The sequence below is a fragment of the Pseudorhodobacter antarcticus genome, assembly GCF_900110135.1.
GTDB lineage: Bacteria > Pseudomonadota > Alphaproteobacteria > Rhodobacterales > Rhodobacteraceae > Pseudorhodobacter > Pseudorhodobacter antarcticus.
The window spans coordinates 23,714-44,562 of the sequence record NZ_FOCO01000009.1 but is presented as its reverse complement, the minus strand read 5'-3'; the positions used below and the strand labels follow the sequence as shown (position 1 = coordinate 44,562).

18 protein-coding genes are annotated in these 20,849 nt (G+C 61.0%); 7 read left to right on the top strand and 11 right to left on the bottom strand.

Annotated elements, in window-relative coordinates; translation table 11 throughout:
* Positions 1 to 67: 67 nt before the first annotated feature.
* Positions 68 to 1,144: a cupin domain-containing protein gene (locus BMY36_RS06355; RefSeq protein ID WP_050521221.1), complete on the bottom strand. Its 1,077-nt coding sequence runs from the start codon at positions 1,142 to 1,144 to the stop codon at positions 68 to 70.
* A 170-nt stretch (positions 1,145 to 1,314) separates the two neighbouring features.
* On the opposite strand from BMY36_RS06355, the gene BMY36_RS06350 reads away from it, so the two are divergent.
* From BMY36_RS06350 to BMY36_RS06330, 5 genes are all read left to right on the top strand, one after another.
* Positions 1,315 to 3,594: an NADP-dependent malic enzyme gene (locus BMY36_RS06350; RefSeq protein WP_050521126.1), complete on the top strand. Its 2,280-nt coding sequence runs from the start codon at positions 1,315 to 1,317 to the stop codon at positions 3,592 to 3,594.
* The gene (locus tag BMY36_RS06345) at positions 3,578 to 4,312 is read left to right on the top strand and encodes a hypothetical protein (RefSeq protein ID WP_050521125.1); all 735 of its coding nucleotides are present in this window, start codon (positions 3,578 to 3,580) and stop codon (positions 4,310 to 4,312) included. The genes BMY36_RS06350 and BMY36_RS06345 overlap by 17 nt, the downstream gene beginning before the upstream one ends.
* Positions 4,313 to 4,441: 129 nt before the next feature.
* Positions 4,442 to 6,340, top strand: a complete 1,899-nt coding sequence (locus tag BMY36_RS06340; protein ID WP_050521124.1) for a propionyl-CoA synthetase — start codon at positions 4,442 to 4,444, stop codon at positions 6,338 to 6,340.
* 130 nt (positions 6,341 to 6,470) lie between these two features.
* Positions 6,471 to 6,899 (top strand): hypothetical protein, encoded by a 429-nt coding sequence (locus BMY36_RS19420; protein ID WP_074818510.1) that lies wholly within the window; start codon positions 6,471 to 6,473, stop codon positions 6,897 to 6,899.
* Positions 6,896 to 8,383 (top strand): sigma-54-dependent transcriptional regulator, encoded by a 1,488-nt coding sequence (locus BMY36_RS06330; RefSeq protein ID WP_074818507.1) that lies wholly within the window; start codon positions 6,896 to 6,898, stop codon positions 8,381 to 8,383. Before BMY36_RS19420 ends, BMY36_RS06330 begins: the two co-directional genes overlap by 4 nt.
* A 57-nt stretch (positions 8,384 to 8,440) precedes the next feature.
* Here BMY36_RS06330 and BMY36_RS06325 read toward each other — a convergent pair whose 3' ends face one another.
* A complete protein-coding gene (locus tag BMY36_RS06325) occupies positions 8,441 to 9,211 on the bottom strand; it encodes an alpha/beta fold hydrolase (RefSeq protein WP_050521123.1) in 771 nt (256 codons plus the stop codon).
* A gap of 99 nt (positions 9,212 to 9,310) precedes the next feature.
* Between BMY36_RS06325 and BMY36_RS06320 the strand changes: the two genes are divergently transcribed.
* A complete protein-coding gene (locus BMY36_RS06320; RefSeq protein WP_050521122.1) occupies positions 9,311 to 9,682 on the top strand; it encodes a hypothetical protein in 372 nt (123 codons plus the stop codon).
* On the opposite strand, the gene BMY36_RS06315 is transcribed toward BMY36_RS06320, so the two are convergent.
* Positions 9,679 to 10,518 (bottom strand): DUF817 domain-containing protein, encoded by an 840-nt coding sequence (locus BMY36_RS06315; protein WP_050521121.1) that lies wholly within the window; start codon positions 10,516 to 10,518, stop codon positions 9,679 to 9,681. The two genes, BMY36_RS06320 and BMY36_RS06315, sit on opposite strands and share 4 nt — an antisense overlap.
* Positions 10,519 to 10,560: 42 nt before the next feature.
* Positions 10,561 to 11,868, bottom strand: a complete 1,308-nt coding sequence (gene glyA, locus BMY36_RS06310) for a serine hydroxymethyltransferase (protein ID WP_050521120.1) — start codon at positions 11,866 to 11,868, stop codon at positions 10,561 to 10,563.
* 217 nt (positions 11,869 to 12,085) lie between these two features.
* On the opposite strand from glyA, the gene BMY36_RS06305 reads away from it, so the two are divergent.
* Positions 12,086 to 12,847: an NAD kinase gene (locus BMY36_RS06305; RefSeq protein ID WP_074818504.1), complete on the top strand. Its 762-nt coding sequence runs from the start codon at positions 12,086 to 12,088 to the stop codon at positions 12,845 to 12,847.
* 11 nt (positions 12,848 to 12,858) lie between these two features.
* On the opposite strand, the gene BMY36_RS06300 is transcribed toward BMY36_RS06305, so the two are convergent.
* The 7 genes from BMY36_RS06300 to BMY36_RS06270 form a co-directional block, all read right to left on the bottom strand.
* A complete protein-coding gene (locus BMY36_RS06300; protein WP_050521220.1) occupies positions 12,859 to 13,038 on the bottom strand; it encodes a hypothetical protein in 180 nt (59 codons plus the stop codon).
* A gap of 73 nt (positions 13,039 to 13,111) precedes the next feature.
* A complete protein-coding gene (locus BMY36_RS06295) occupies positions 13,112 to 13,981 on the bottom strand; it encodes a dimethyl sulfoxide reductase anchor subunit family protein (protein WP_050521118.1) in 870 nt (289 codons plus the stop codon).
* Positions 13,981 to 14,715, bottom strand: a complete 735-nt coding sequence (locus tag BMY36_RS06290) for a 4Fe-4S dicluster domain-containing protein (protein ID WP_050521117.1) — start codon at positions 14,713 to 14,715, stop codon at positions 13,981 to 13,983. The genes BMY36_RS06295 and BMY36_RS06290 overlap by 1 nt, the downstream gene beginning before the upstream one ends.
* Positions 14,712 to 17,474 carry a molybdopterin oxidoreductase family protein gene (locus tag BMY36_RS06285; protein ID WP_050521116.1) on the bottom strand — a complete coding sequence of 921 codons (2,763 nt, stop codon included), beginning with the start codon at positions 17,472 to 17,474 and terminating at the stop codon, positions 14,712 to 14,714. Before BMY36_RS06285 ends, BMY36_RS06290 begins: the two co-directional genes overlap by 4 nt.
* Positions 17,471 to 18,598, bottom strand: a complete 1,128-nt coding sequence (locus tag BMY36_RS06280) for an acetate/propionate family kinase (protein ID WP_050521115.1) — start codon at positions 18,596 to 18,598, stop codon at positions 17,471 to 17,473. Before BMY36_RS06280 ends, BMY36_RS06285 begins: the two co-directional genes overlap by 4 nt.
* Positions 18,598 to 19,344, bottom strand: a complete 747-nt coding sequence (locus tag BMY36_RS06275) for a sulfite exporter TauE/SafE family protein (RefSeq protein WP_050521114.1) — start codon at positions 19,342 to 19,344, stop codon at positions 18,598 to 18,600. Before BMY36_RS06275 ends, BMY36_RS06280 begins: the two co-directional genes overlap by 1 nt.
* Positions 19,341 to 20,831, bottom strand: coding sequence for an aminotransferase-like domain-containing protein (locus tag BMY36_RS06270; protein ID WP_050521113.1), 1,491 nt, complete (start codon positions 20,829 to 20,831; stop codon positions 19,341 to 19,343). Before BMY36_RS06270 ends, BMY36_RS06275 begins: the two co-directional genes overlap by 4 nt.
* Positions 20,832 to 20,849 lie beyond the last annotated feature (18 nt).

Below are 20,849 nucleotides of genomic sequence, written 5' to 3'. Positions count from 1 at the left end.
ATGGGGCACGCGCCGGGGGTTTCACACCCCCGGACCCCCGTGAGGTATTTGGACCAAGCCGAATGGGTCAGAGGACCGTTGTGGTGAAATCACCGGGCAGCGTAACCTCTAGCAATTGCAAGTCGGGAGTGGTGTCGATGTATTGCGTGGCCATGCCAGGCGGGACGACAAAGGCATCGCCCATGGTTAGTCGGTAGGAGGGCTTGCCCGCGCCTGTCAGTGTCATCTGGCCTGACATCACATAGGTGAACAAAATATCGGTGTCGTGTTTCGTGGCGGGGGCTGGCCCTGTGGGGCGGACGACCATGACGCTTGCCACGCCTTTGGTGCCTGCGTTGATGGTGGTATCGCGCGCCTCAAACCCCGGAATGCGGAAAGGGTGGAACGCGGCATTTGCGCCTTTGTTATGCACAAACCGCTGGCCCTGCCATTCGCGATCCGGGCGCAGATACGGGGTCGGCAACCGCAGGTCATGGTCAATTTCGGTGACATGTTCGGCGGGCACGCCAATTTCGATCACTTCAATCCCATCAGACGCCTCCAACACGCGGTGGCGGATTTCGGGCGGTTGGATAAAACAATCCCCCGCATGCAGGCGCAAGATGCCACCCTGATCTTCATAGACCACATCCACCCATCCTTTGACGCAAAATATCAACTGGAACCCGACTTTGTGAAAATGCACCATGTCGGGCACCGGGCCACCATCGGGGATGCGGATATGGCTGGCGATAATCGCCCCACCCAGTCGCGATGGCACCAGATCGCGGTATTGCATGCCCGCGCGCCCAATCACCCAAGGCGCTTGATCGGCCAAACGCCGCACAACAAACGCATGATCGGTGGCGGGCAAGACCAAAGGTGGGTTCAACGCCTCAATCTCTACCCGCGTTCCATTCGGTGCTGTCAGCCTGCGCGCAGGAAACGCCCCCACATCATCCGTCAAAATGCGGATTGTGCCCGGCGCTTCAACCGCGCCCTTTTGGATGCGCAACCGCAGGCCATGCCCGGACAGCACCGCCACCTCCGGGTCATCCGCCGGATAAATCATATCCAACCGCATCCCCAACACGCCCGTGAAAAACGGCAAATCATCGCGCAGCTGTTGCGTGGGCAGCCGCATTTCGGCACGGATTTCAGGCATCGTTTCCCCCATGTTTTCCCCTGCGATCACGCCCGCAGCATGCAAAGGCCCGGCCAAAAGAACAAGACCCCGCGCATTATCAAATTTATCCTGAAATTGCCCCACATTCCCACGGGCTTGCGGCAAACGCAAAATAGTTTAAGCCTAAACCACCTATCGGGAGGGGTCACATGGACGACACACGCAACGACAACCAACGCCAAGCCGCCTTGGATTATCACGAGTTTCCGAAACCCGGAAAGCTGGAAATCCGCGCCACCAAACCGCTTGCCAATGGCCGCGACCTTGCGCTTGCCTATTCCCCCGGCGTCGCCGAAGCGTGTTTGGAGATTAAGGCAGACCCCGCCACCGCCACCCGCTACACCTCCAAGGGCAACCTTGTGGCCGTCATCACCAATGGCACCGCCGTTCTGGGCCTTGGCAATATCGGCGCGCTCGCCTCCAAACCCGTGATGGAAGGCAAGGCGGTTTTGTTCAAGAAATTCGCCAATATCGACTGTTTCGATATCGAAGTGAACGAACCCGACCCCTATAAACTCGCCGAAATCGTCTGCGCGCTGGAACCCACGTTCGGTGCGGTGAACCTTGAAGATATCAAAGCCCCCGATTGCTTTATTGTGGAGGAAATCTGCCGCCAGCGCATGAACATTCCCGTGTTCCACGATGACCAGCACGGCACGGCCATTGTGGTGGGGGCCGCCGCCACCAACGCGCTGATTGTGGCGGGCAAAAAGTTCGAAGATATTAAAATCGTCTCCACCGGCGGCGGCGCTGCGGGCATCGCCTGCCTGAACATGCTGTTGAAACTGGGCGTCAAACGCGAAAACGTCTGGCTGTGCGATATCAAAGGGCTGGTCTACGAAGGCCGGACCGAGGATATGACCCCCCAAAAGGCCGAATACGCGCAAAAATCCGATCTGCGCACGCTTGCTGATGTGATTGGCGGCGCGGACCTGTTTTTGGGCCTGTCTGGCCCCGGCGTTTTGAAACCCGACATGGTCGCGCGCATGGCCAAACGCCCCATCGTCTTTGCCCTTGCCAACCCCTCACCCGAAATCTCACCTGCTGATGCGCGCGCGGTGGTGCCCGATGTGATCATGGCCACCGGGCGCTCCGATTTCCCGAACCAAGTCAACAACGTGCTGTGTTTCCCGTTCATCTTTCGCGGTGCGCTGGATGTCGGTGCCACCACCATCAATGATGAAATGAAAATCGCCTGCATCGAAGGCATCGCAGCCCTCGCCCGCGCGACCACAAGTGCCGAGGCCGCAGCCGCCTATCAAGGCGAACAACTGACCTTTGGGGCCGAATATCTGATCCCGAAACCGTTTGATCCGCGCCTAATCGGTATCGTCGCAGGGGCCGTGGCACGCGCCGCGATTGAAACCGGGGTCGCCACCAAAAAAATCGACGATTTCGACGCCTATAAACGCAAACTCGACGGGTCGGTGTTCCGTTCCGCCCTCATCATGCGCCCGGTGTTCCAAGTCGCCGCCACCGTCACCCGCCGCATCGTCTTTGCCGAAGGCGAGGATGAACGCGTGCTGCGCGCCGCCAACGCCATGATTGAGGAGACGACCGACAAACCCATCCTGATCGGCCGCCCCGATGTCATCGCCAACCGCTGCGAACGCGCAGGGCTACCCATCCGCCCCGGCCGCGATTTTGATCTGGTGAACCCCGAAAACGACCCCCGCTACCGCGATTATTGGGAAACCTATCATACCTTGATGGCCCGCAAAGGGGTCAGCCCCGATATCGCCCGCGCCGTGATGCGCACCAACACCACCGCAATCGCCGCCGTGATGGTCCATAGGGATGAGGCGGACAGCATGATCTGCGGCACCTTTGGCCAGTATCTGTGGCACCTGAACTACGTCAACCAAGTGCTTGCCACCGATGGTCGCCACGCCATCGGCGCGCTGTCGCTGATGATATTGGAGGATGGGCCTTTGTTCATCGCCGATACTCATGTCCACACCGAACCCACCCCCGCACAAATCGCGGAATCGGTGATCGGGGCCGCGCGCCACGTCAAACGCTTTGGCATGACGCCCAAAATCGCGCTCTGCGCTGGGTCACAATTTGGCAATCTTGACAGCGATACAGGCCGCCGGATGCGCGGCGCATTGGCGATCCTCGACAGTGCCCCCCGCGATTTCTTGTACGAAGGGGAAATGCACACCGATGCTGCCCTCGACCAATCCTTGCGCGACCGCATTTTCCCGGGTGGCCGCTATGATGGGGCTGCAAACGTCCTGGTGTTCGCCAACACCGATGCGGCAGGCGGCGTGCGCAACATCCTAAAAATGCGCGGCGGCGGGTTGGAAGTGGGGCCAATTCTAATGGGCATGGGCAACAAGGCCCAAATCGTCACCCCGTCCATCACCGCACGCGGGCTGTTGAACATGTCCGCGCTGGCAGGCACCCCGGTTGCGACCTACGGCTAAAATCATCGGGCATGGGCTGGCGGTGCTGGCCCTGACCCTGATCACCCAAATCGGCGGGGTGGCATGGCTGCTTGCCCTGCCCTTCCGCCGCTTTTGGCTCGCATTGACAGCCACTTACGCCCTTCTTTGGCTCACAGCCTTCACCCTCGCCCCCCTCACAGGCCGTGTGGCACTGCCGTGTTTCGGTGACAGCCTGCGGTCGCAAAGCGTGCTTTATTGCGCGCTAAACCGCCATTACGTTACCCCCACCCTCCTCACCCTCACCACCGATTTGGCCGCCCATATGGCCACCACCCATCCCGGCAGCGTCACCCTCACGCTGGATGCGGGCTTTCCTTTCACCAACCTGCCTTTGCTCCCGCATCTCAGCCATGATGACGGTGAAAAACTTGACCTCGCGCTTTATTGGGAAAACCAACCGGGGCGCAGCAAATCCCCCATCGGCTATTGGGGCTATGCGTCCGGCCCCACCAATTGCCCCACCCGCTGGGCCGATCTGCGCTGGGATATGGCCCTGCTCAACGCAGCCCTGCCCAATTGGCCCCTTGATGCCCCCCGCATGAAAACCGCCCTCACCTTCCTTGCCAACGACCCGCGTACAGGCAAGATCCTGATCGAGCCGCACATCCCTGCCGCCCTTGCCGTTGCCCATCCCAAAATCCGGTTCCAAGGCTGCCGCGCCGCCCGCCACGACGACCACATCCACCTGCAGCTTTGACCCCCGTTTGCGCTAAACGTGACCATTCGGCACACCCCAAGTCAAAAACACCGCCTAAACACCCCCGCAACAATCTTGCAAGATAGGCTGCCGCAGCGTAACAAGGCGCAAAGCGCATGGGGGTATACAATGGCATACGCAGACGTTTACGCAGGCTGGAAGGCCAATCCCGAAGCCTTCTGGATGGAACAATCCAAATCCATCGACTGGCACAGCGCCCCCACCCACGCCCTCAACGCCACCCGCGCGCCGTTTTACGAATGGTACACGGACAGCATGGTCAACACCTGCTGGAACGCGGTGGACCGGCATGTGGAGGCAGGGCGCGGCGCGCAAATCGCCATCATCCATGACAGCCCCGTCACCCGCACCAAACACTCCATCACCTATGCCGAATTGCGCAACCGCGTCGCCTCGCTCGCGGGCGCATTGCGCGCCAAAGGCGTGGAAAAAGGCGACCGCGTCCTCATCTACATGCCCATGGTCCCCGAAGCGCTAGAGGCGATGCTGGCCTGCGCCCGCCTTGGCGCGGTCCATTCGGTCGTGTTCGGCGGTTTCGCCGCCAGCGAACTCGCCGTCCGCATCGACGATTGCAAACCAAAGGCCATCATCGCCGCCTCCTGCGGGGTAGAGCCGTCCCGCGTTATCCATTACAAACCGCTGCTGGACGGGGCCATCGACATGGCCACCCACAAACCCGATTTCTGCGTGATCTTTCAACGCGAACAAGAGGTTGCAAAGCTGATTGAAGGCCGCGATGTCAGCTGGCACGGCTTTCAATACGGCGTCGAACCCGCCGATTGTGTGCCCGTCCCCGGCAACCACCCCGCCTATATCCTTTACACCTCCGGCACCACAGGGGCACCCAAAGGCGTGGTGCGCGCCACCGCGGGCCACCTTGTCGCCCTGAACTGGACCATGAAAAACGTCTATAACGTGGACACGGGCGATGTGTTCTGGGCCGCCTCCGATGTGGGCTGGGTCGTCGGCCACAGCTACATCTGCTACGGCCCCCTGATCGCAGGCTGCACCACGATCGTGTTTGAAGGTAAACCCGTCGGCACCCCCGATGCAGGCACCTTTTGGCGCGTCATCGCGGAACACAAAGTCAAAAGTTTCTTCACCGCCCCCACGGCGCTGCGCGCCATAAAACGCGATGACCCACAGGGCAAACTGGTCGCTGATTACAACCTCAGCAACCTCAAAACCCTCTACCTCGCAGGCGAACGCGCCGACCCCGACACCATCAATTGGGCCATGACCGCCCTCAAAATCCCCGTGATCGACCATTGGTGGCAGACCGAAACCGGCTGGGCCATCGCCGCCAACCCCATGGGGATTGAGGCGCTGCCTGTCAAAATCGGCTCCCCCTCCGTCCCCATGCCCGGCTATGATGTCCAAGTGTTGGATGAAGGCGGCCACCCCGCCCCCCCCGGCACCCTTGGCGCAATCGCGGTCAAACTGCCCCTGCCCCCCGGCACCCTGCCAACCCTGTGGAACGCCGAAGATCGCTTTGAAAAATCCTACCTCACCACATACCCCGGCTATTATGAAACCGGTGACGCAGGCTATATCGACGATGATGGCTACCTCTATATCATGGCCCGCACCGATGACGTGATCAACGTCGCCGGCCACCGCCTGTCCACCGGTGCTATGGAGGAGGTGCTGGCCTCCCACCCCGATGTCGCCGAATGTGCGGTAATCGGCGTCGCGGACCAACTCAAAGGGCAATCGCCCTTGGGCTTTCTTTGCCTCAACGCAGGCACCACCAAATCCGATGCCGATGTGATCGCGGAATGTGTAAAACTGATGCGCGCCCGCATCGGCCCCGTGGCCGATTTCAAACGCGCGCTGGTCATCCAACGCTTGCCCAAAACCCGGTCGGGCAAAATCCTCCGCTCCACCATGGTGAAAATCGCCGACAGCGCCCCGTTCAAAGCCCCCGCCACGATCGAAGACCCCGCCGCGCTGGATGAAATCCGCACCGCCCTGCAAACCTTGGGCCTCGCCAACGGCACAGCGTAACCCCCCCGTGGCGCGCAGGGCACCCCCAGCGCGCCACAGGGCCGCTGGCCCAAATCCCACCGCTTTTCTCAACCCTGCCGCAAAATCCCAATTCCAAAACGCGGCTTGGTGTGAAAAGGTCGAGAATAGCATGAACACCAAAACGCCCCCACACAGCGCCCCCCCCACTCCGCCCCCGCGCGGCACAGATGCCACGCCCGCCTTTGACCCGGCCATTTTCACCCGCCTCCTCACCCTCGCCGGCCCCGATTTCGCCGCCGAACTGGTCGCGCGCTATCACGCCGATCTGGCGCAAGTGCAAGCCCAGTTGCGCGCGGCCCTGCCCCCGCAAAACGCCCCCGATTGGCCCACCCTCGCCCACGCCTCCCATGTCCTAATTGCACTTGCAGGCACCGCCGGGGCAACCGCGCTTGAAACCACAGCCCGCCACCTCAACCACGCGGCCACGGCCCAAAACCCCACGGCCACACGCGCCCATCACGCCAAAACCCTCCACGGGCTGGCCCATCTCATCACCTTTATCACCCAAATCACCCCCCAAGGGCACACCCCACCATGACGCCCCCCGCCAAAACCGCCCCTCCCCACCCCCCGATCTTGCTGATCGAGGATACGATGTCGCTGCAACTCGTCTACCGCGCCACGCTGATCAACGCTGGCCACCGCGTGTCCTGCGCCGCCACCGCTGCCGATGGCTACGCGCTGTTTCGCAGCGAACAGCCCCGCATCGTGCTGCTCGACCTTACCCTGCCCGACCGCGACGGGCTGGACCTGATGCAAGATATGCTGGCCCACCAACCCGACACTTGCGTGATCATCATCACCGCCAACGGCTCCATCAACAAAGCGGTCGAGGCGGTGCGCGCCGGGGCTCATGAATTTCTGGTCAAACCCTTTGACGAAGGGCGGTTTTTGTCCTGCATCGACAACGCATTGCGTGAGGGGGCTCTGCGTGAAGGCGCCCAACGCGACGGCGCCACACGCGACACCACCTCAACCAACAGGCCCCCACGCCCCAACCAATCCCTCAGACCGCGCGCACCCTCAAACCACCCCCCCCCCCTCCCCGAAGGCTCGTTTATCGGCTCCTCCCCCCCCATGTCCCGCGTGCAGGAAAAAATCGCCGCCTGCGCCCAAAGCATGGCAACCGTGTTCATCACAGGCGAAAGCGGCACGGGCAAAGAACTCTGCGCGCTCGCCGTTCACCAACAATCTCCACGCCACTTTGGCCCTTTCATCGCCCTAAACTGCGGCGCAATCCCCGCCGACCTCTTGGAATCCGAGGTGTTCGGCCATGTCAAAGGCTCCTTCACCGGGGCCGTCGCCGATAAAATCGGGGCCGCCGCCGCCGCCGATGGGGGCACGCTGTTTCTGGATGAAGTCTGCGAAATGCTGCCCGCCCTGCAAACCAAACTGCTGCGGTTCTTGCAAACCTCCGCGGTGCAACCCGTGGGGGCCACCCGCCCGCGCAAGGTCAACGTCCGCATCGTCTGCGCCACCAACCGCGACCCCGCCGATGCCGTGCGCCGTGGCCAGTTCCGCGAGGATTTGTATTACCGCCTCTACGTCATCCCCATCCACATGCCGCCCCTGCGCGACCGTGGCCTCGATGTGATCGAAATCGCCGAAACCGCCCTGCACCGCTTTGCAGCCGAGGAAGGGCGCGCCTTCACCACCCTCGCCCCCGATGTGCGCGCTCTGTTTCAATCGCTGCCGTGGCCGGGCAACGTGCGCCAACTTCTCAACGTGATCCGCAACGTCACAGTGCTTTATGATGGCCCCCAGGTGCTGGCCTACATGCTGCCCGGCGATCTGACCACCCCACCCCCCACGCCAGAAACGCCAAGCCCCCCCGAAACAGCCGCGCTTCCAAACCTCGACGCCCTGCTGGGCCTGCCGCTGGCCGAGGTGGAACGCCGCATCATCCAAGCCACCATCGACATGCACGCAGGCTCCATCCCCCGCGCAGCCCGCGTGCTGGATGTCTCGCCCTCCACACTTTACCGAAAACTCGAACAATGGGCAAAACCGGGCAAAACCTAATGCCCCCGCTTCGGCTTGGTCCAAATACCTGACAACACCAGCCCCAAAACCCGGCGTTTACCGCGTCAAAAACACCCGCAACGTGTCCTCAAACTCGCGCGGTTTTTCGGCGTGCAACCAATGCCCCGCGCCCGGAATTTTCGCAAACCGCGCGGCGGGAAACAACGCGCGCATGTCGGCGCGGTATTCGGGCTTTACATAATGGCTACCTGCCCCCGCCAAAAACAACACCGGGCCGTCAAACACACCTTTGGTCCCCGGCCAGCCCACAATCGCGGGCATCTGCTCCGCCAACACGTCCAAATTCAACCGCCACCGCACCGGGTCCGCCTTCAAATCCAGCGATTGCAGGAAAAACGCGCGCAGCCCCGGGTCCTCCATCACGCCCGCCAACCGCGAATCCGCCGCCCCGCGCGTGGTAATCCCGGCCAAATCCAGCCCCTGCATCGCGCGCACATGCGGGCTTTGATCGTGGTCATAGGCGACAGGCGCAATATCCGCCACAATCAAGCGGTCCACCAAATCCCCATGCGTCAGCGCCAGTTGCATCGCGGCCTTGCCACCCATTGAATGGCCCATCACATCCATCCGCCCGCCATGTGCCGCAATCACCGCCGCCAAATCCGTCGCCATATCCGCATATGTGTGGCTGTCAGCCCAAAAGCTGTCTCCATGGTTGCGCATATCCACCGCCACTACATCGCGGTCAGCGGCCATGCGCCGCGCAATCACCCCCCAATTGCGCGCCGACCCAAACAGGCCATGCACAATCAACAAAGGCGGCAAACCAACGGGGCTTTGGGCGGGGTAAAAGACCGAATTCAACATAATTAAGTCATACCCCAACCCATCCCACCGCACCAGAGCAGTTGATCCGCACACTGTCCCGGCGTAAACAGGGGCAAATCATCAAAGGGACAACAGCCGATGGGCTTGGTTACAATCCAACAAATGGCCTACCGCATTTCCGATCTGTTGTCAGACCGCCTTGGCATCAAGGGCCAAGATCTGTCCGAAAAGCTGTCCCACGGCGGTGCCCGCCTGCCCCGCCGCGTCCAAACCGCGGCATTGGCCTTGGCCGAGGCTGCTGAAAACGCCCCCAACCCCAAACTCCTGATGCAGATCGACCACGAGGCGGTCGCCAAAAATTACGACATCTGCGTGCGTCACCTGCGCCCGTTGAATCGCGCCCACCGCCTGCGCGGCAGGCTTTTGGGGTTCTCGACCTCGGTCCTTTTCGGATTGCTGACCATGGGCGCGCTGATCGCCGCCTTTATGGTCTGGCGCGGGCTTATCTAACGGCGCGACAACGCCGAACGGCTGACCACTGTCACCGTCGCAAACGCCACATACAGCAGCAAATACCACGACCCCAGTTTGGCAAAACTTACCCATTGCCCCGAGATTTGCCCAGAATACAGCCACGTCCCCGTGGCCGTGCCCACATTTTCCGCCATCCACAGCGCAAAACTTGCCAAAAATGCGGCCAGAGGCATCGGCATCCATCGCGCTTTGACCGTGTTCACAAACCAAACCTTCGTGCGCGCAAACAATACAATCGTCGCGACGAACAGCCCAAGCCGAATATCCATCACAAAATGATGCGCAAAGAAATTCACATAAATCGCCACCGCCAAAACCATCGTCATCCAAAACGGCGGGTAAGGCGCAAACCGCATCGCAAAAATCCGAATAACCCGCGCGATGTAGCTGCCCACGGCGGCATACATGAACCCCGAAAACAGCGGCACCCCCATCAGCTTGAACAGCGCAGGCTCCGGATATCCCCACGACCCCGCATGCACCTTGAACCACTCCATCGCCGTGCCCGTGGCGTGAAACAGCAAAATCACCCGCGCTTCCTCCCACGTTTCCAGCTTGAACCGCAGGAACAAAACTTGCACCAAAATCGCGAATATAAACAAGAAATCATAGCGTTGGATCACCCAATCGGGGTTCCAAACCAGCTTGGTGACAATAATCATCGCCAACAACAAACCGCCAAAAAAACAGGCCCAGGCCTGCTTGCACAAAAACATCACCAACTCGCCCGCAACACCGGGCATCCGCGCACGCACAAAGTCGCCCAAACGGCGCTCTATGCCCAGGTTGTCACGGTGAAGGTGCAGCGCCATAACGCGAAAAAAGGGCGCGGGTGTGACCCCGCGCCCCTTAAATCACAGCCCCGGGTAGATCGGGAAACGCGCGCAAAGTGCCGAAACCTTCGCCTTCACGGCCGCTTCAACCGCGCCGTTGCCATCCTCACCATTGGCGGCCAACCCATCGACCACTTCGACAATCCAATCGCCAATCTGGCGGAACTCCGCCTCGCCAAACCCGCGCGTGGTCCCCGCAGGCGTGCCCAAACGGATGCCCGATGTTACCATCGGCTTTTCCGTATCAAACGGGATGCCGTTTTTGTTGCAGGTGATGTGCGCACGGCCCAACGCCTTTTCGGTCGCGTTGCCCTTCACGCCCTTGGGCCGCAAATCGACCAGCATCAAATGCGTGTCGGTGCCGTTCGTCACGGTGCCAAGCCCGCCCTTCATCAACTGGTCCGCCAACGCCTGCGCATTGCGAATAACCTGCCCCTGATAGGCCTTGAACTCTGGCCGCAACGCCTCGCCAAACGCAACCGCTTTTGCCGCGATCACATGCATCAACGGCCCGCCCTGAATCCCCGGAAAAATCGCCGAGTTCACCTTTTTCGCAATTGCCTCATCATTCGTCAAAATCATGCCACCGCGCGGCCCGCGCAGGGTTTTATGCGTGGTCGTGGTCGCCACATGCGCGTGCGGGAACGGGCTTGGGTAATGGCCAGACGCGATCAACCCCGCGAAATGCGCCATATCCACCAGAAAATACGCGCCCACCTTATCGGCAATCGCCCGGAACCGCGCGAAATCCAAAATCCGCGGAATCGCCGACCCGCCCGCAATAATCAGCGCGGGCTTATGCTCCAACGCAAGCGCTTCGATCTGGTCATAATCAGGCAGCAGGCTGTCTTGCAAAACCCCGTATTGCACGGCGTTAAACCACTTGCCCGACTGGTTCGGGGCCGCGCCATGCGTCAAATGCCCGCCCGCATCAAGCGACATCCCCAAAATCGTGTCGCCGGGTTTGATCAGCGCAGTAAACACGCCTTGGTTGGCCTGCGACCCCGAATTGGGCTGCACATTGGCAAACTCACAGCCGAACAATTCCTTGGCGCGGTCAATCGCCAAAGTTTCTGCAATATCAACATATTGGCAACCACCGTAATAGCGCCGCCCCGGATAGCCTTCGGCATATTTGTTCGTCATCACGCCGCCCTGCGCTTCCATCACGGCGCGCGACACGATGTTTTCAGATGCAATCAACTCAATCTCATCGCGCTGGCGGCCCAGTTCCAGCGTCATCGCATGGAACAACTCGGGGTCACGCGTGGTCAGGCTTTCGGTGAAAAATCCAGCGTCACGGTGCGCGGTATCTGCGGCGGCGTTCATGGGCGTCTCCTGTTCAATCCTAGGGGCTTTGCCCAAGGTTTAACCCGGCTTGGCCCCTACGGAAAGCCAAGAATCCGCCATGCTACCCGGTTTGCGCGACATTCCCACACAGGCGCACCCGCTTTTCAGGCCCCGCCACACGCTAAGGGGTTGAAACTGCCCGCCCCTGTGCCTCAAACTGCCCCTGCCCACATATCGCGGGCCATGGGGGAACGTTTTGTCGCACCGGATTGCATTTTTGGCCAGTGACGCCCCCGCCGCCCAAACGGCCCTCGCCACCCTGACCGCCCTTTACGGCAACCACCCCTTGCCCGGCGCCACCCATATCGTGGCTTTGGGCGGTGACGGTTTCATGCTGCAAACCCTGCACAAAACCCAGTCGCGCGATCTGCCCGTCTATGGCATGAACTGCGGCACCATCGGTTTTTTGATGAACGCTTACGGAATCGACAACCTGCACCAACGGCTGGAGGAGGCAGAGGAGACCGTGGTCAACCCCCTCACCATGCGCGCCGAAACCGCAGATGGCGGCGTTGAATACGGCCTTGCAATCAATGAAATCAGTATGTTGCGCTCTGGCCCCCAAGCCGCCAAACTGCGCATATCGGTGGATGGCCGGGTTAGGATGGAGGAGCTGGTTTGCGATGGCGCCCTCGTCGCCACCCCCGCAGGCTCCACCGCCTATAACTATTCCGCGCATGGTCCCATCGTGCCCATCGGCTCTGATGTCCTCGCTCTTACCGCGATCGCCGCGTTCCGGCCCCGGCGCTGGCGCGGCGCACTGCTGCCCAAATCGGCCGTCGTGCGGTTCGACGTGCTCGAGGCGGAAAAACGCCCCGTTCGCGCCGATGCCGACTCTATCTCTGTGCCCAACGTGCTGGCCGTCGAAATCCGGTTGGACCCTAAAATCCGCCACCGCATCCTGTTTGACGAAGGCCACGGCCTAGAGGAACGTTTGCTGCGCGAACAATTCGCCTAATCGCGCCAAAATCACCCGGCGATTTGTTTCGCAATAATCCAACTCGCCGGAATCGACACCACAAACCCAATGCCAATCGCAATCAAAAGCGGGTTTAACGTGTCATATCCCATGACCAACGACACAATCATGCCCACCCCCATCAAGGTGGTGGAAATCATCGAAAACAAAATCAACATCAGGCGGGGCATCGCATTCTCCATATCCAAGCTTGTGGGGGCAGATTAGCAGCCCCGCGCACGCCCCGCCTTGATATGGCTCAACTCACCGCTTGCCGTAATACAGACCCACCACATGTTCGGCCTGCGCAAAAAACAACCAACGCGCCGCGAACGCGCCGACCAAATGCACAAAAACGGCGGCCAACAACAGCCCGGCACCGCCCACCGCCGCCATCAGCGCGGGCAACACCGCCGCACACAGAACCGCGATCATCCGCAGCTTTTGCCCATGCTTGCGCCCCACAACAAAAATCATCTCACGCAGCAGATAGTTTTCGCCGGTATGCGGCTGTTCAAACACCGCAACTTTGCCAATCCGCCCCAATCCTGTGGCCGTTTCCATGCTTTGCCCCGCGCGCGCAAACTGGCGGTCGCCCACATAAAACAAGACCAACATCACCACCGCCAACCCCAGCAACAACACAAAGGCCAGCACCGCCTGCAACGCCAACAGCGCACCGCCGGCCAGCGAAAACGTCATAAACATCACGGGCGTCAACCAATGATGCCAACGCGGCACCGCCTTGATCTGCGCATAAATCATCGCTGTGCAAAACACCGTCACCAACGCTAACGCCGCCGCCAATCCGCGCCAAACAAACGGCACGCCAAACCCCAACCAATCGCCCAGCGCAATCGGGGCCATCACAAAAAGCGCCAGCACCGCCGCCCAGCCTTCACGGCTCAACCAACTGCTGCGCCACTGGGAAAACGCCTTTAACGCCCGCTGCGGGTTGCCCAAATGCGCCGTCGCCGCGATCAATCCGCCAACTGCAAGCGCATATCCAACGCCCCAAATCCAAAACGCCGCCCCCCCCGCCACGGGCAAAAATCCCAGCGCCAAAAACACCATGAACCCAAAGCCAAGCCCCGACAGGACCGAAAATATGATAACAGACGGTGCCGGATGCATCAGATTTTCCCCAAAACACGGTCCAACCAACCGGCAAACCCTTTGGCCTCAATATCCAGCAATGGTGCCAGCAACGACGCCTCGCTCCGCTTATCTTTTGGCCGTGGGGCCAAATACTTGTTCACCGGGCGCGTTCCCATATCTGGCATCAAATCAAACCCGCGCTTGGCCGCCAGTTGCGACACTTTGCTGTCCGGATCCGCGAAATCCCCAAAATGCCGCGCACCGGTTGGACAAGTGCGCACACAGGCAGGCTCTCGGTCCTCCTCCGGCAAATTCTCATTGTAAATCCGATCCACGCACAGCGTGCATTTTTTCATCACCCCCGCGTCAGCATCCATTTCGCGCGCGCCATACGGGCAGGCCCAGGCGCACAAACCACAGCCAATGCAATCGCTTTCATTGACCAGAACAATCCCATCCTCCTCTCGCTTATAACTCGCCCCCGTTGGGCAAACGGTGACACAAGGCGCATCCTCACAATGCAAACATGACCGGGGAAAGTTAATAATCTGTGCAAAACCCTCATCAGGTTGCACTTGATAGGAATGGACCCGGTTCAAAAACGTCCCCGACGGCTGCGCCCCATACGCATCTTGATCGCTCAACGGCGCACCATACCCCTGATCGTTCCAACCCTTGCAGGCCGTCACGCAGGCATGACACCCCACGCAAGTGTCCAGATCAATCGCCAATCCCAGCTTTTTCTGGGTATGTCCCGGAAGGCATGTCATACCTGCACCCCTTTCAAACTCAACGCGGGAAAGGCGGGCTGCGCCTCCTGCGGGGCGTCCACTTTTTCAATTTTCACACGCAAATCAAACCATGCGGCCTGCCCGGTCACCGGGTCGGAATTGCTCCACCGCATCCCGTCACCCTTTTCGGGCAGCAACTCCGAGATCAAATGGTTCAGCAAAAACCCCTTTGTCGCTTCGGGCGCATCCGGGTCCAACCCCCACGCGCCTTTGCGTTTGCCAATCGCGTTCCAAGTCCAAACCGTATGTTCATTCAGCGCCGCCATATGCGCCACCGGCACCACAATCGCGCCATTGGGCGATGTCACCCGCGCCCAATCGCCCTCCGCAAACCCATGCGCAACCCACACCGTCGTCGGCACATACAGCGGGTTCTGCCCATGAATTTGCCGCAGCCACGCGTTCTGCGACCCCCAAGAATGGTACATCGCCATCGGCCGTTGCGTCAGCGCATGCAGCGGATATCCCCTCACATCATCGCCAAACGGCGCATACCATATCGGCAACGGGTCCATCGCCACCCGCAGCCGTTCGCGCGCGGCCTCGGGCGGCTGGCGGTCGCCAAACCCTTCGGCAGCCAATTGAAACTTCCGCATCGGCTCGGAATAGATCGAAAACAAATACGGCTGCGGCGCATCATACAGCCCAATCTTCACCGCCCAATCCTGATAGGCCTTGTTCCACGGCTTATAAAATTCCGCCCCTTCCGGCACATGCGCCTGAAAAAACGCGCCGTTGTCGATGTACCGCTGCAACTGATCGGGGTTCGGTGCGCCGCGCCCAACGTCGTCGCCATCGCCGCGAAATCCCATCAACGGCCCCACGCCGGGCCTGCGCTGGTGGTTTACAATATAATCCGCATAATCGCGGTACATCGCCCCCCCCTTATCATCCACAAACCCCGGCAGGCCCAACCGCGCGCCAAGGTCAATCAGCACCGACTGAAACCCCCGCACCTCGCGGTCAGGCTCCACCACCGGCCAGCGAATACTGTCACCCGCCGCACCGGGTTCCGAAATCGGCCGGTCCAGCAAGGATATACAATCATGCCGCTCCAGATACGTCGTATCGGGCAAAATCAAATCAGCATAGGCAACCATCTCACTCGCATAAGCATCCGAATATATGATCCGCGGGATCACATATTCCTCATCGTCGCCTTTGTCGGTCAACATCTCCATAACGGCCGCCGTGTTCATCGACGAATTCCACGCCATATTCGCCATATACAAAAACAACGTGTCAATTTTATACGGATCACCAGCATGCGCATTGGCGATCACCATATGCATCACCCCATGTGCCGACAGCGGATTTTCCCACGAAAACGCCTTGTCAATCCGCGCCGGATTTCCCTCCGCGTCCAAACACAAATGCTCCGGTCCGCGCGGATAGCCCAAGTGCGGCCCGTCCAGCGGCTTGCCGGGCGTCACCTTGCAATGCGGGGCCGGATGCGCCTCGGCGGGCTTGGGGTATGGCGGCTTGAACCGGTATCCGCCCGGCGTCTCCACCGTCCCCAAAACCACCTGCAACAAATGCAGCGCCCGCGCGGTTTGAAACCCGTTGGAATGCGCCGAAATCCCCCGCATGGCGTGAAACGACACAGGCCGCCCCACCATCCGGTCATGCGCATCGCCGCGAAAATCGACCCACGGCTGCGCAATCTCAATCGCCTCATCAAACGCCACGCGCGCCAACTCCGCCGCCAGCGCCCGTATCCGCACCGCCTCAATCCCCACCCGCGCCGCCACCGCCTCCGGCGCATAATCCTTGCTCAAATACCGCTCGGCCATATGCTGAAACACCGTCCGGTGGCCCTCATAAACCGCACCCAAATCCGGCCGCACCCCCGGCGCATCAAATGGCACCAAAACGCCGCCAGACATCACAACCGCCTTGCCCGCAGCATCCCGTAAAAACAGCCCCTTTTCCGCGCCTTCATCGCTGCGCACCAACAACGGCGCATTGGTGAACCTTGCGAGGTAGTCCAGATCAACCTTCCCCGCCTCCAGCAAACAATGGATCAACGCCAAAATCAGCAACCCATCCGCCCCCGGCGTCACCCCAAACCACTCATCCGCCACAGCGTTATAGCCTGACCGAATAGGGTTCACCCCAATCACGCGCGCCCCCCGTTCCTTCAGTCGCCCCAACCCCATCTTAATCGGGTTGCTGTCATGGTCTTCAGCCACGCCAAACAGGATAAACAGCTTCGTACGCTCCCAGTCGGGCTGGCCAAATTCCCAAAACGCGCCACCCACCGTGTAAATCCCGCCTGCCGCCATGTTCACCGAACAAAACCCGCCATGCGCCGCATAATTCGGGGTGCCATAGTTTTGCGCCCAAAAGCTGGTCAAACTCTGGCTCTGGTCACGCCCGGTGAAAAACGCCAGCTTTTGCGGGGCCTCGGCGCGCAACGGCCCCAACCACTCCACCGCAATCCCCAGCGCCTCTTCCCAGGAAATCTCCTCAAACGCGCCAGACCCGCGTGGCCCCACCCGCCGCATCGGGGCCCGCAGGCGCGAGGGCGCATAAACCTGCCGAATTCCCGCCGCCCCCTTGGCGCACAAAACCCCTTTATTCACCGGATGCGCGCGGTTCCCTTCAATATACGTCACCTTGCCCGATGTCAGATGCACATCAATCCCGCAGCGGCACGCGCACATGTAACAGGTGGTCTTGCGCACCTCGTCCGACACGCGCGGCGATGTATCAATTTTCGGCTGCACCACCCTCACGCCCCTTTGTCCATCAACTGGCCCGCCTCATGGGCAATCCACGCCTCCTCTGCCGCAGGGATCACCCAAGCCCGCACCAAGGATTTGATATCATGCAGGTTTTCCGCGCCCGCCGCATTGGCCTGCGCATCAAAACGCAGCCCCGTAAACGCCAAACCATCCATGATCGCCCCCCGCATTTGCACATCATTCTCACCGATCCCCCCGGTAAAGGCCAGCGCATCAATCCCGCCCATCGCTGCAATCATCGACCCCGCGTGGCGCACCGCCCAATAGGCGAAATGGTCGCGCGCAAACTGCGCCTGCGCCGTGCCCGCCTGCGCCAAAACCCGCATGTCGGACGCACCAGCCAGCCCCAACAGCCCGCTTTCCAAATTCAAAATCCGGCCCGCGCCTTCAATCCCGTAAACTTGCGCCAGTTTCAAAACCGCGTTGCCGTCAATCATCCCCGCCCGCGTGCCCATCGTCAGCCCTTCCAGCGGCGAATACCCCATCGTATGCCCCACCGATTGCCCGTTCAAAATCGCACACAGCGACGCGCCATTGCCCAAATGCAGCCCCAACAACCGCCGCGGCACCTGCCCCGGCACCGCCCGCACCATGCTGGCATAAGAAATTCCGTGAAACCCGTAGCGCCTAATCCCCAACGCCTCCACCGCGCCCGGCACGGCGTACCGTGCGGCAACCTCAGGCTGGGTCGCGTGAAACGCCGTGTCAAAACTGACATATTGCGGCAAGGCGGGCACCAACGCCGCCAACGCGCGAAGGCCCGCCAAATTCGCCGGATTGTGCTGCGGGGCCAGCGGCACGCAGCCCTCAATTGCGGCCATCACGGCAGGCGTCACACGGCAGGCCGCCACCAAATCGCGCCCGCCATGCACAACCCGGTGCGCCGCCGCCGCAAAGCCCGCAACCGCAAAACCCGCCTCTGCCAGTGCCGCCAAACACAGCGCCACCGCCGCACGGTGGTCAGGCGCATCCACCGCCCGCGCCACACCGCCAAATTTCAACTGCGCCGCCCCGCCCACTTCGGATACCGCGCCTGATGCAACTTGCGCCCCACCCGCAAACACCGCGAATTTAACGGATGATGACCCCGCATTGATCACCAAAATCTTGCGCATCACAAAACCGCCTTTGCCAACCCCATACACGCCAAAACGGCCAATAACCCAATCGCAAACCGCCGAAAATCCTGCGGGTCCGTGCCAAAGAAATGCCGCCCCCCCAGCCAAACCCCCAACACCGCGACAGGCAACCCCGCCACAACCCCAACCACCGCATCCGCCCCAATCAACCCATGCCACCACATCAACGGCAACGTCACGGCGTCCAACAGCGCAAGATACACAATCAACGTCGCCCGAAACGCCCGCGCGCTCACCCCTTGCGCCGCAAAATAAGTGGCCACCGGCAGCCCCCCCATCCCCACCGCATTTGCCAACCCCGAGATAACGCCCATCCCCCCATGCGCCCGCACCCCCTGCGGGGCAGTCACCACAAACCCCCGCATCAACACGGCGCACATCACCAACACATAAACCGCAATCACCACCCGCGCGGCATCCGGCGGCACTTGGGTGATCGCCCACAACCCCAATGGCAAGGCCACAACCGCCCCGCATAACAGCGGCACCACGCGGTTCCACGCCACATCCCGCGCCACACCGCGCCATTGCTGAAACGTCAGCAAAAAGTCCAAACACAACACCACACCCACCATCATCATCGGGTTCATCACCAGTGACGCCCCTGACACGGCCAGCGCCGCAAATCCAAACCCGGAATATCCCCGCACAAACGACGCCACAAACAAAACCACCAGCATATAGGCGGCGCTGCCAATGCTCAGATCAAAAGGGATGCTCATACGGGCCGCACCGGCTTGCACCTGTCGGCCCGCGCAATCCCCGCCGCAATCAACCCCACCCCTTCGGCAATCCGCCCCACCGGAATCGTGGAATACGCCAGCCGATAATAATTGCGCGGCGCGCGCGCGGGGTCAAAAAACACCCGCCCCGGTTCAATCAACACACCCTGCGCATGCAACCCGCGCGCCAAGGCTTCGGTGTCCACCCCCTCCGGCGCCACCATCCAAAAACTCGACCCACCAACCCCGCCCTGCCCCGCCACTTGCAACCCTGCCGCCTCCATCGCCTCGCCCATCGCCAAACGCCGCCGCTTGAACGCCTGCTTCATCCGGTTCACCAACGCATCATAATGCCCGAGGCTTAAAAAATACGCCGCCGTGCGCTGAATATGGCCGGGCGGGTGGCGCAACGTCAGCGCCCGCAACGCCCGCGCCTCGCGGATAAACCCTTCGGGGGCCACGATATACCCCAACCGCAACCCCGGAAAGATCGACTTGGAAAACGACCCGACATGAACAACCCGCCCCTCACGGTCCAGCGATTTCAACGCCGGCGACACCGCCTTCAGGAACGACATCTCGAACTCATAATCATCCTCGACAATCACAAAATCCCGCGCGCTTGCGGCCTCAATCAGCGCCCGCCGCCGCGCCATCGGCATTGTCGCATTGGTCGGGCAATGATGGCTGGCGCTGGTGAACACCACATTCACCCCCGCAGGAATTGCATCGGGTGGCAACCCGCCTTCGTCCACATCCACCCAGTCCACAGCCGCCCCCGTCTGCGCCAAAATCCCGCGCAAACTGGGGTATCCGGGGTTTTCCACCGCCGCCCGCACGCCCGGCCGCGTCAAAACCTGCCCCGCCAACCACAGCGCATTTTGCGCGCCCATCGTCAGCAACACCTCCGCCCCGGTCGCCTCAATCCCACGGCGCGGCAAGATGTTGCGCAAGATATATTCGATCAGCAACGGATCATCACGGTCGTAATAATCGCTGGTCAGCGCTTCAAAATCCCGCTTGCCCAGCGCGCGCACCGCACATTGCCGCCAGTTTTGATGGTCAAACAAACTGGCATCCGCCTGCCCATAAATGAACGGATAGCGAAAGCTGGCCCAATCCGCAGGCCTGCGCAACATCTCTGCGCCCGAAAACCGCTGGCCCGTGCGCTGCGCATAATCCACCTGCACGGCCAGCGCGCGCGGCCCCACCTCAAATTCAGGCTGCAACGGCGCGCTGGCAGATACAAAATACCCCGACCGCCCCTTTGATGTCAGATAATCAGACGCCACCAAATCGGTATAGGCCAGCGTCACGGTGATGCGCGACACCCCCAACTGCGCCGCCAACCCCCGGCTGGATGGCATCTTGTCACAAGCGCGAAACCGCCCCGCCACAATGCCCTCGGCCACCAATTGCCGGATACGCTGCTGCAAAGTGCCATTCAAATTGCCATGCAAAAAGAACGCTTCCGGGGGGATCGCCATTCTGGCCTCATGTCACAC

Bases quoted from the DNA above. Each gene is read 5' to 3' on its own strand.
- BMY36_RS06320 (WP_050521122.1), top strand. From the start codon at position 9,311: ATGGGCTTGGTTACAATCCAACAAATGGCCTACCGCATTTCCGATCTG.
- glyA (WP_050521120.1), bottom strand. From the start codon at position 11,868: ATGAACGCCGCCGCAGATACCGCGCACCGTGACGCTGGATTTTTCACC.
- BMY36_RS06295 (WP_050521118.1), bottom strand. From the start codon at position 13,981: ATGCATCCGGCACCGTCTGTTATCATATTTTCGGTCCTGTCGGGGCTT.
- BMY36_RS06355 (WP_050521221.1), bottom strand. From the start codon at position 1,144: ATGCCTGAAATCCGTGCCGAAATGCGGCTGCCCACGCAACAGCTGCGC.
- BMY36_RS06280 (WP_050521115.1), bottom strand. From the start codon at position 18,598: ATGCGCAAGATTTTGGTGATCAATGCGGGGTCATCATCCGTTAAATTC.
- BMY36_RS06350 (WP_050521126.1), top strand. From the start codon at position 1,315: ATGGACGACACACGCAACGACAACCAACGCCAAGCCGCCTTGGATTAT.
- BMY36_RS06325 (WP_050521123.1), bottom strand. From the start codon at position 9,211: ATGTTGAATTCGGTCTTTTACCCCGCCCAAAGCCCCGTTGGTTTGCCG.
- BMY36_RS06330 (WP_074818507.1), top strand. From the start codon at position 6,896: ATGACGCCCCCCGCCAAAACCGCCCCTCCCCACCCCCCGATCTTGCTG.
- BMY36_RS06340 (WP_050521124.1), top strand. From the start codon at position 4,442: ATGGCATACGCAGACGTTTACGCAGGCTGGAAGGCCAATCCCGAAGCC.
- BMY36_RS06275 (WP_050521114.1), bottom strand. From the start codon at position 19,344: ATGAGCATCCCTTTTGATCTGAGCATTGGCAGCGCCGCCTATATGCTG.
- BMY36_RS06300 (WP_050521220.1), bottom strand. From the start codon at position 13,038: ATGCCCCGCCTGATGTTGATTTTGTTTTCGATGATTTCCACCACCTTG.
- BMY36_RS06315 (WP_050521121.1), bottom strand. From the start codon at position 10,518: ATGGCGCTGCACCTTCACCGTGACAACCTGGGCATAGAGCGCCGTTTG.
- BMY36_RS06290 (WP_050521117.1), bottom strand. From the start codon at position 14,715: ATGACATGCCTTCCGGGACATACCCAGAAAAAGCTGGGATTGGCGATT.
- BMY36_RS06270 (WP_050521113.1), bottom strand. From the start codon at position 20,831: ATGGCGATCCCCCCGGAAGCGTTCTTTTTGCATGGCAATTTGAATGGC.
- BMY36_RS19420 (WP_074818510.1), top strand. From the start codon at position 6,471: ATGAACACCAAAACGCCCCCACACAGCGCCCCCCCCACTCCGCCCCCG.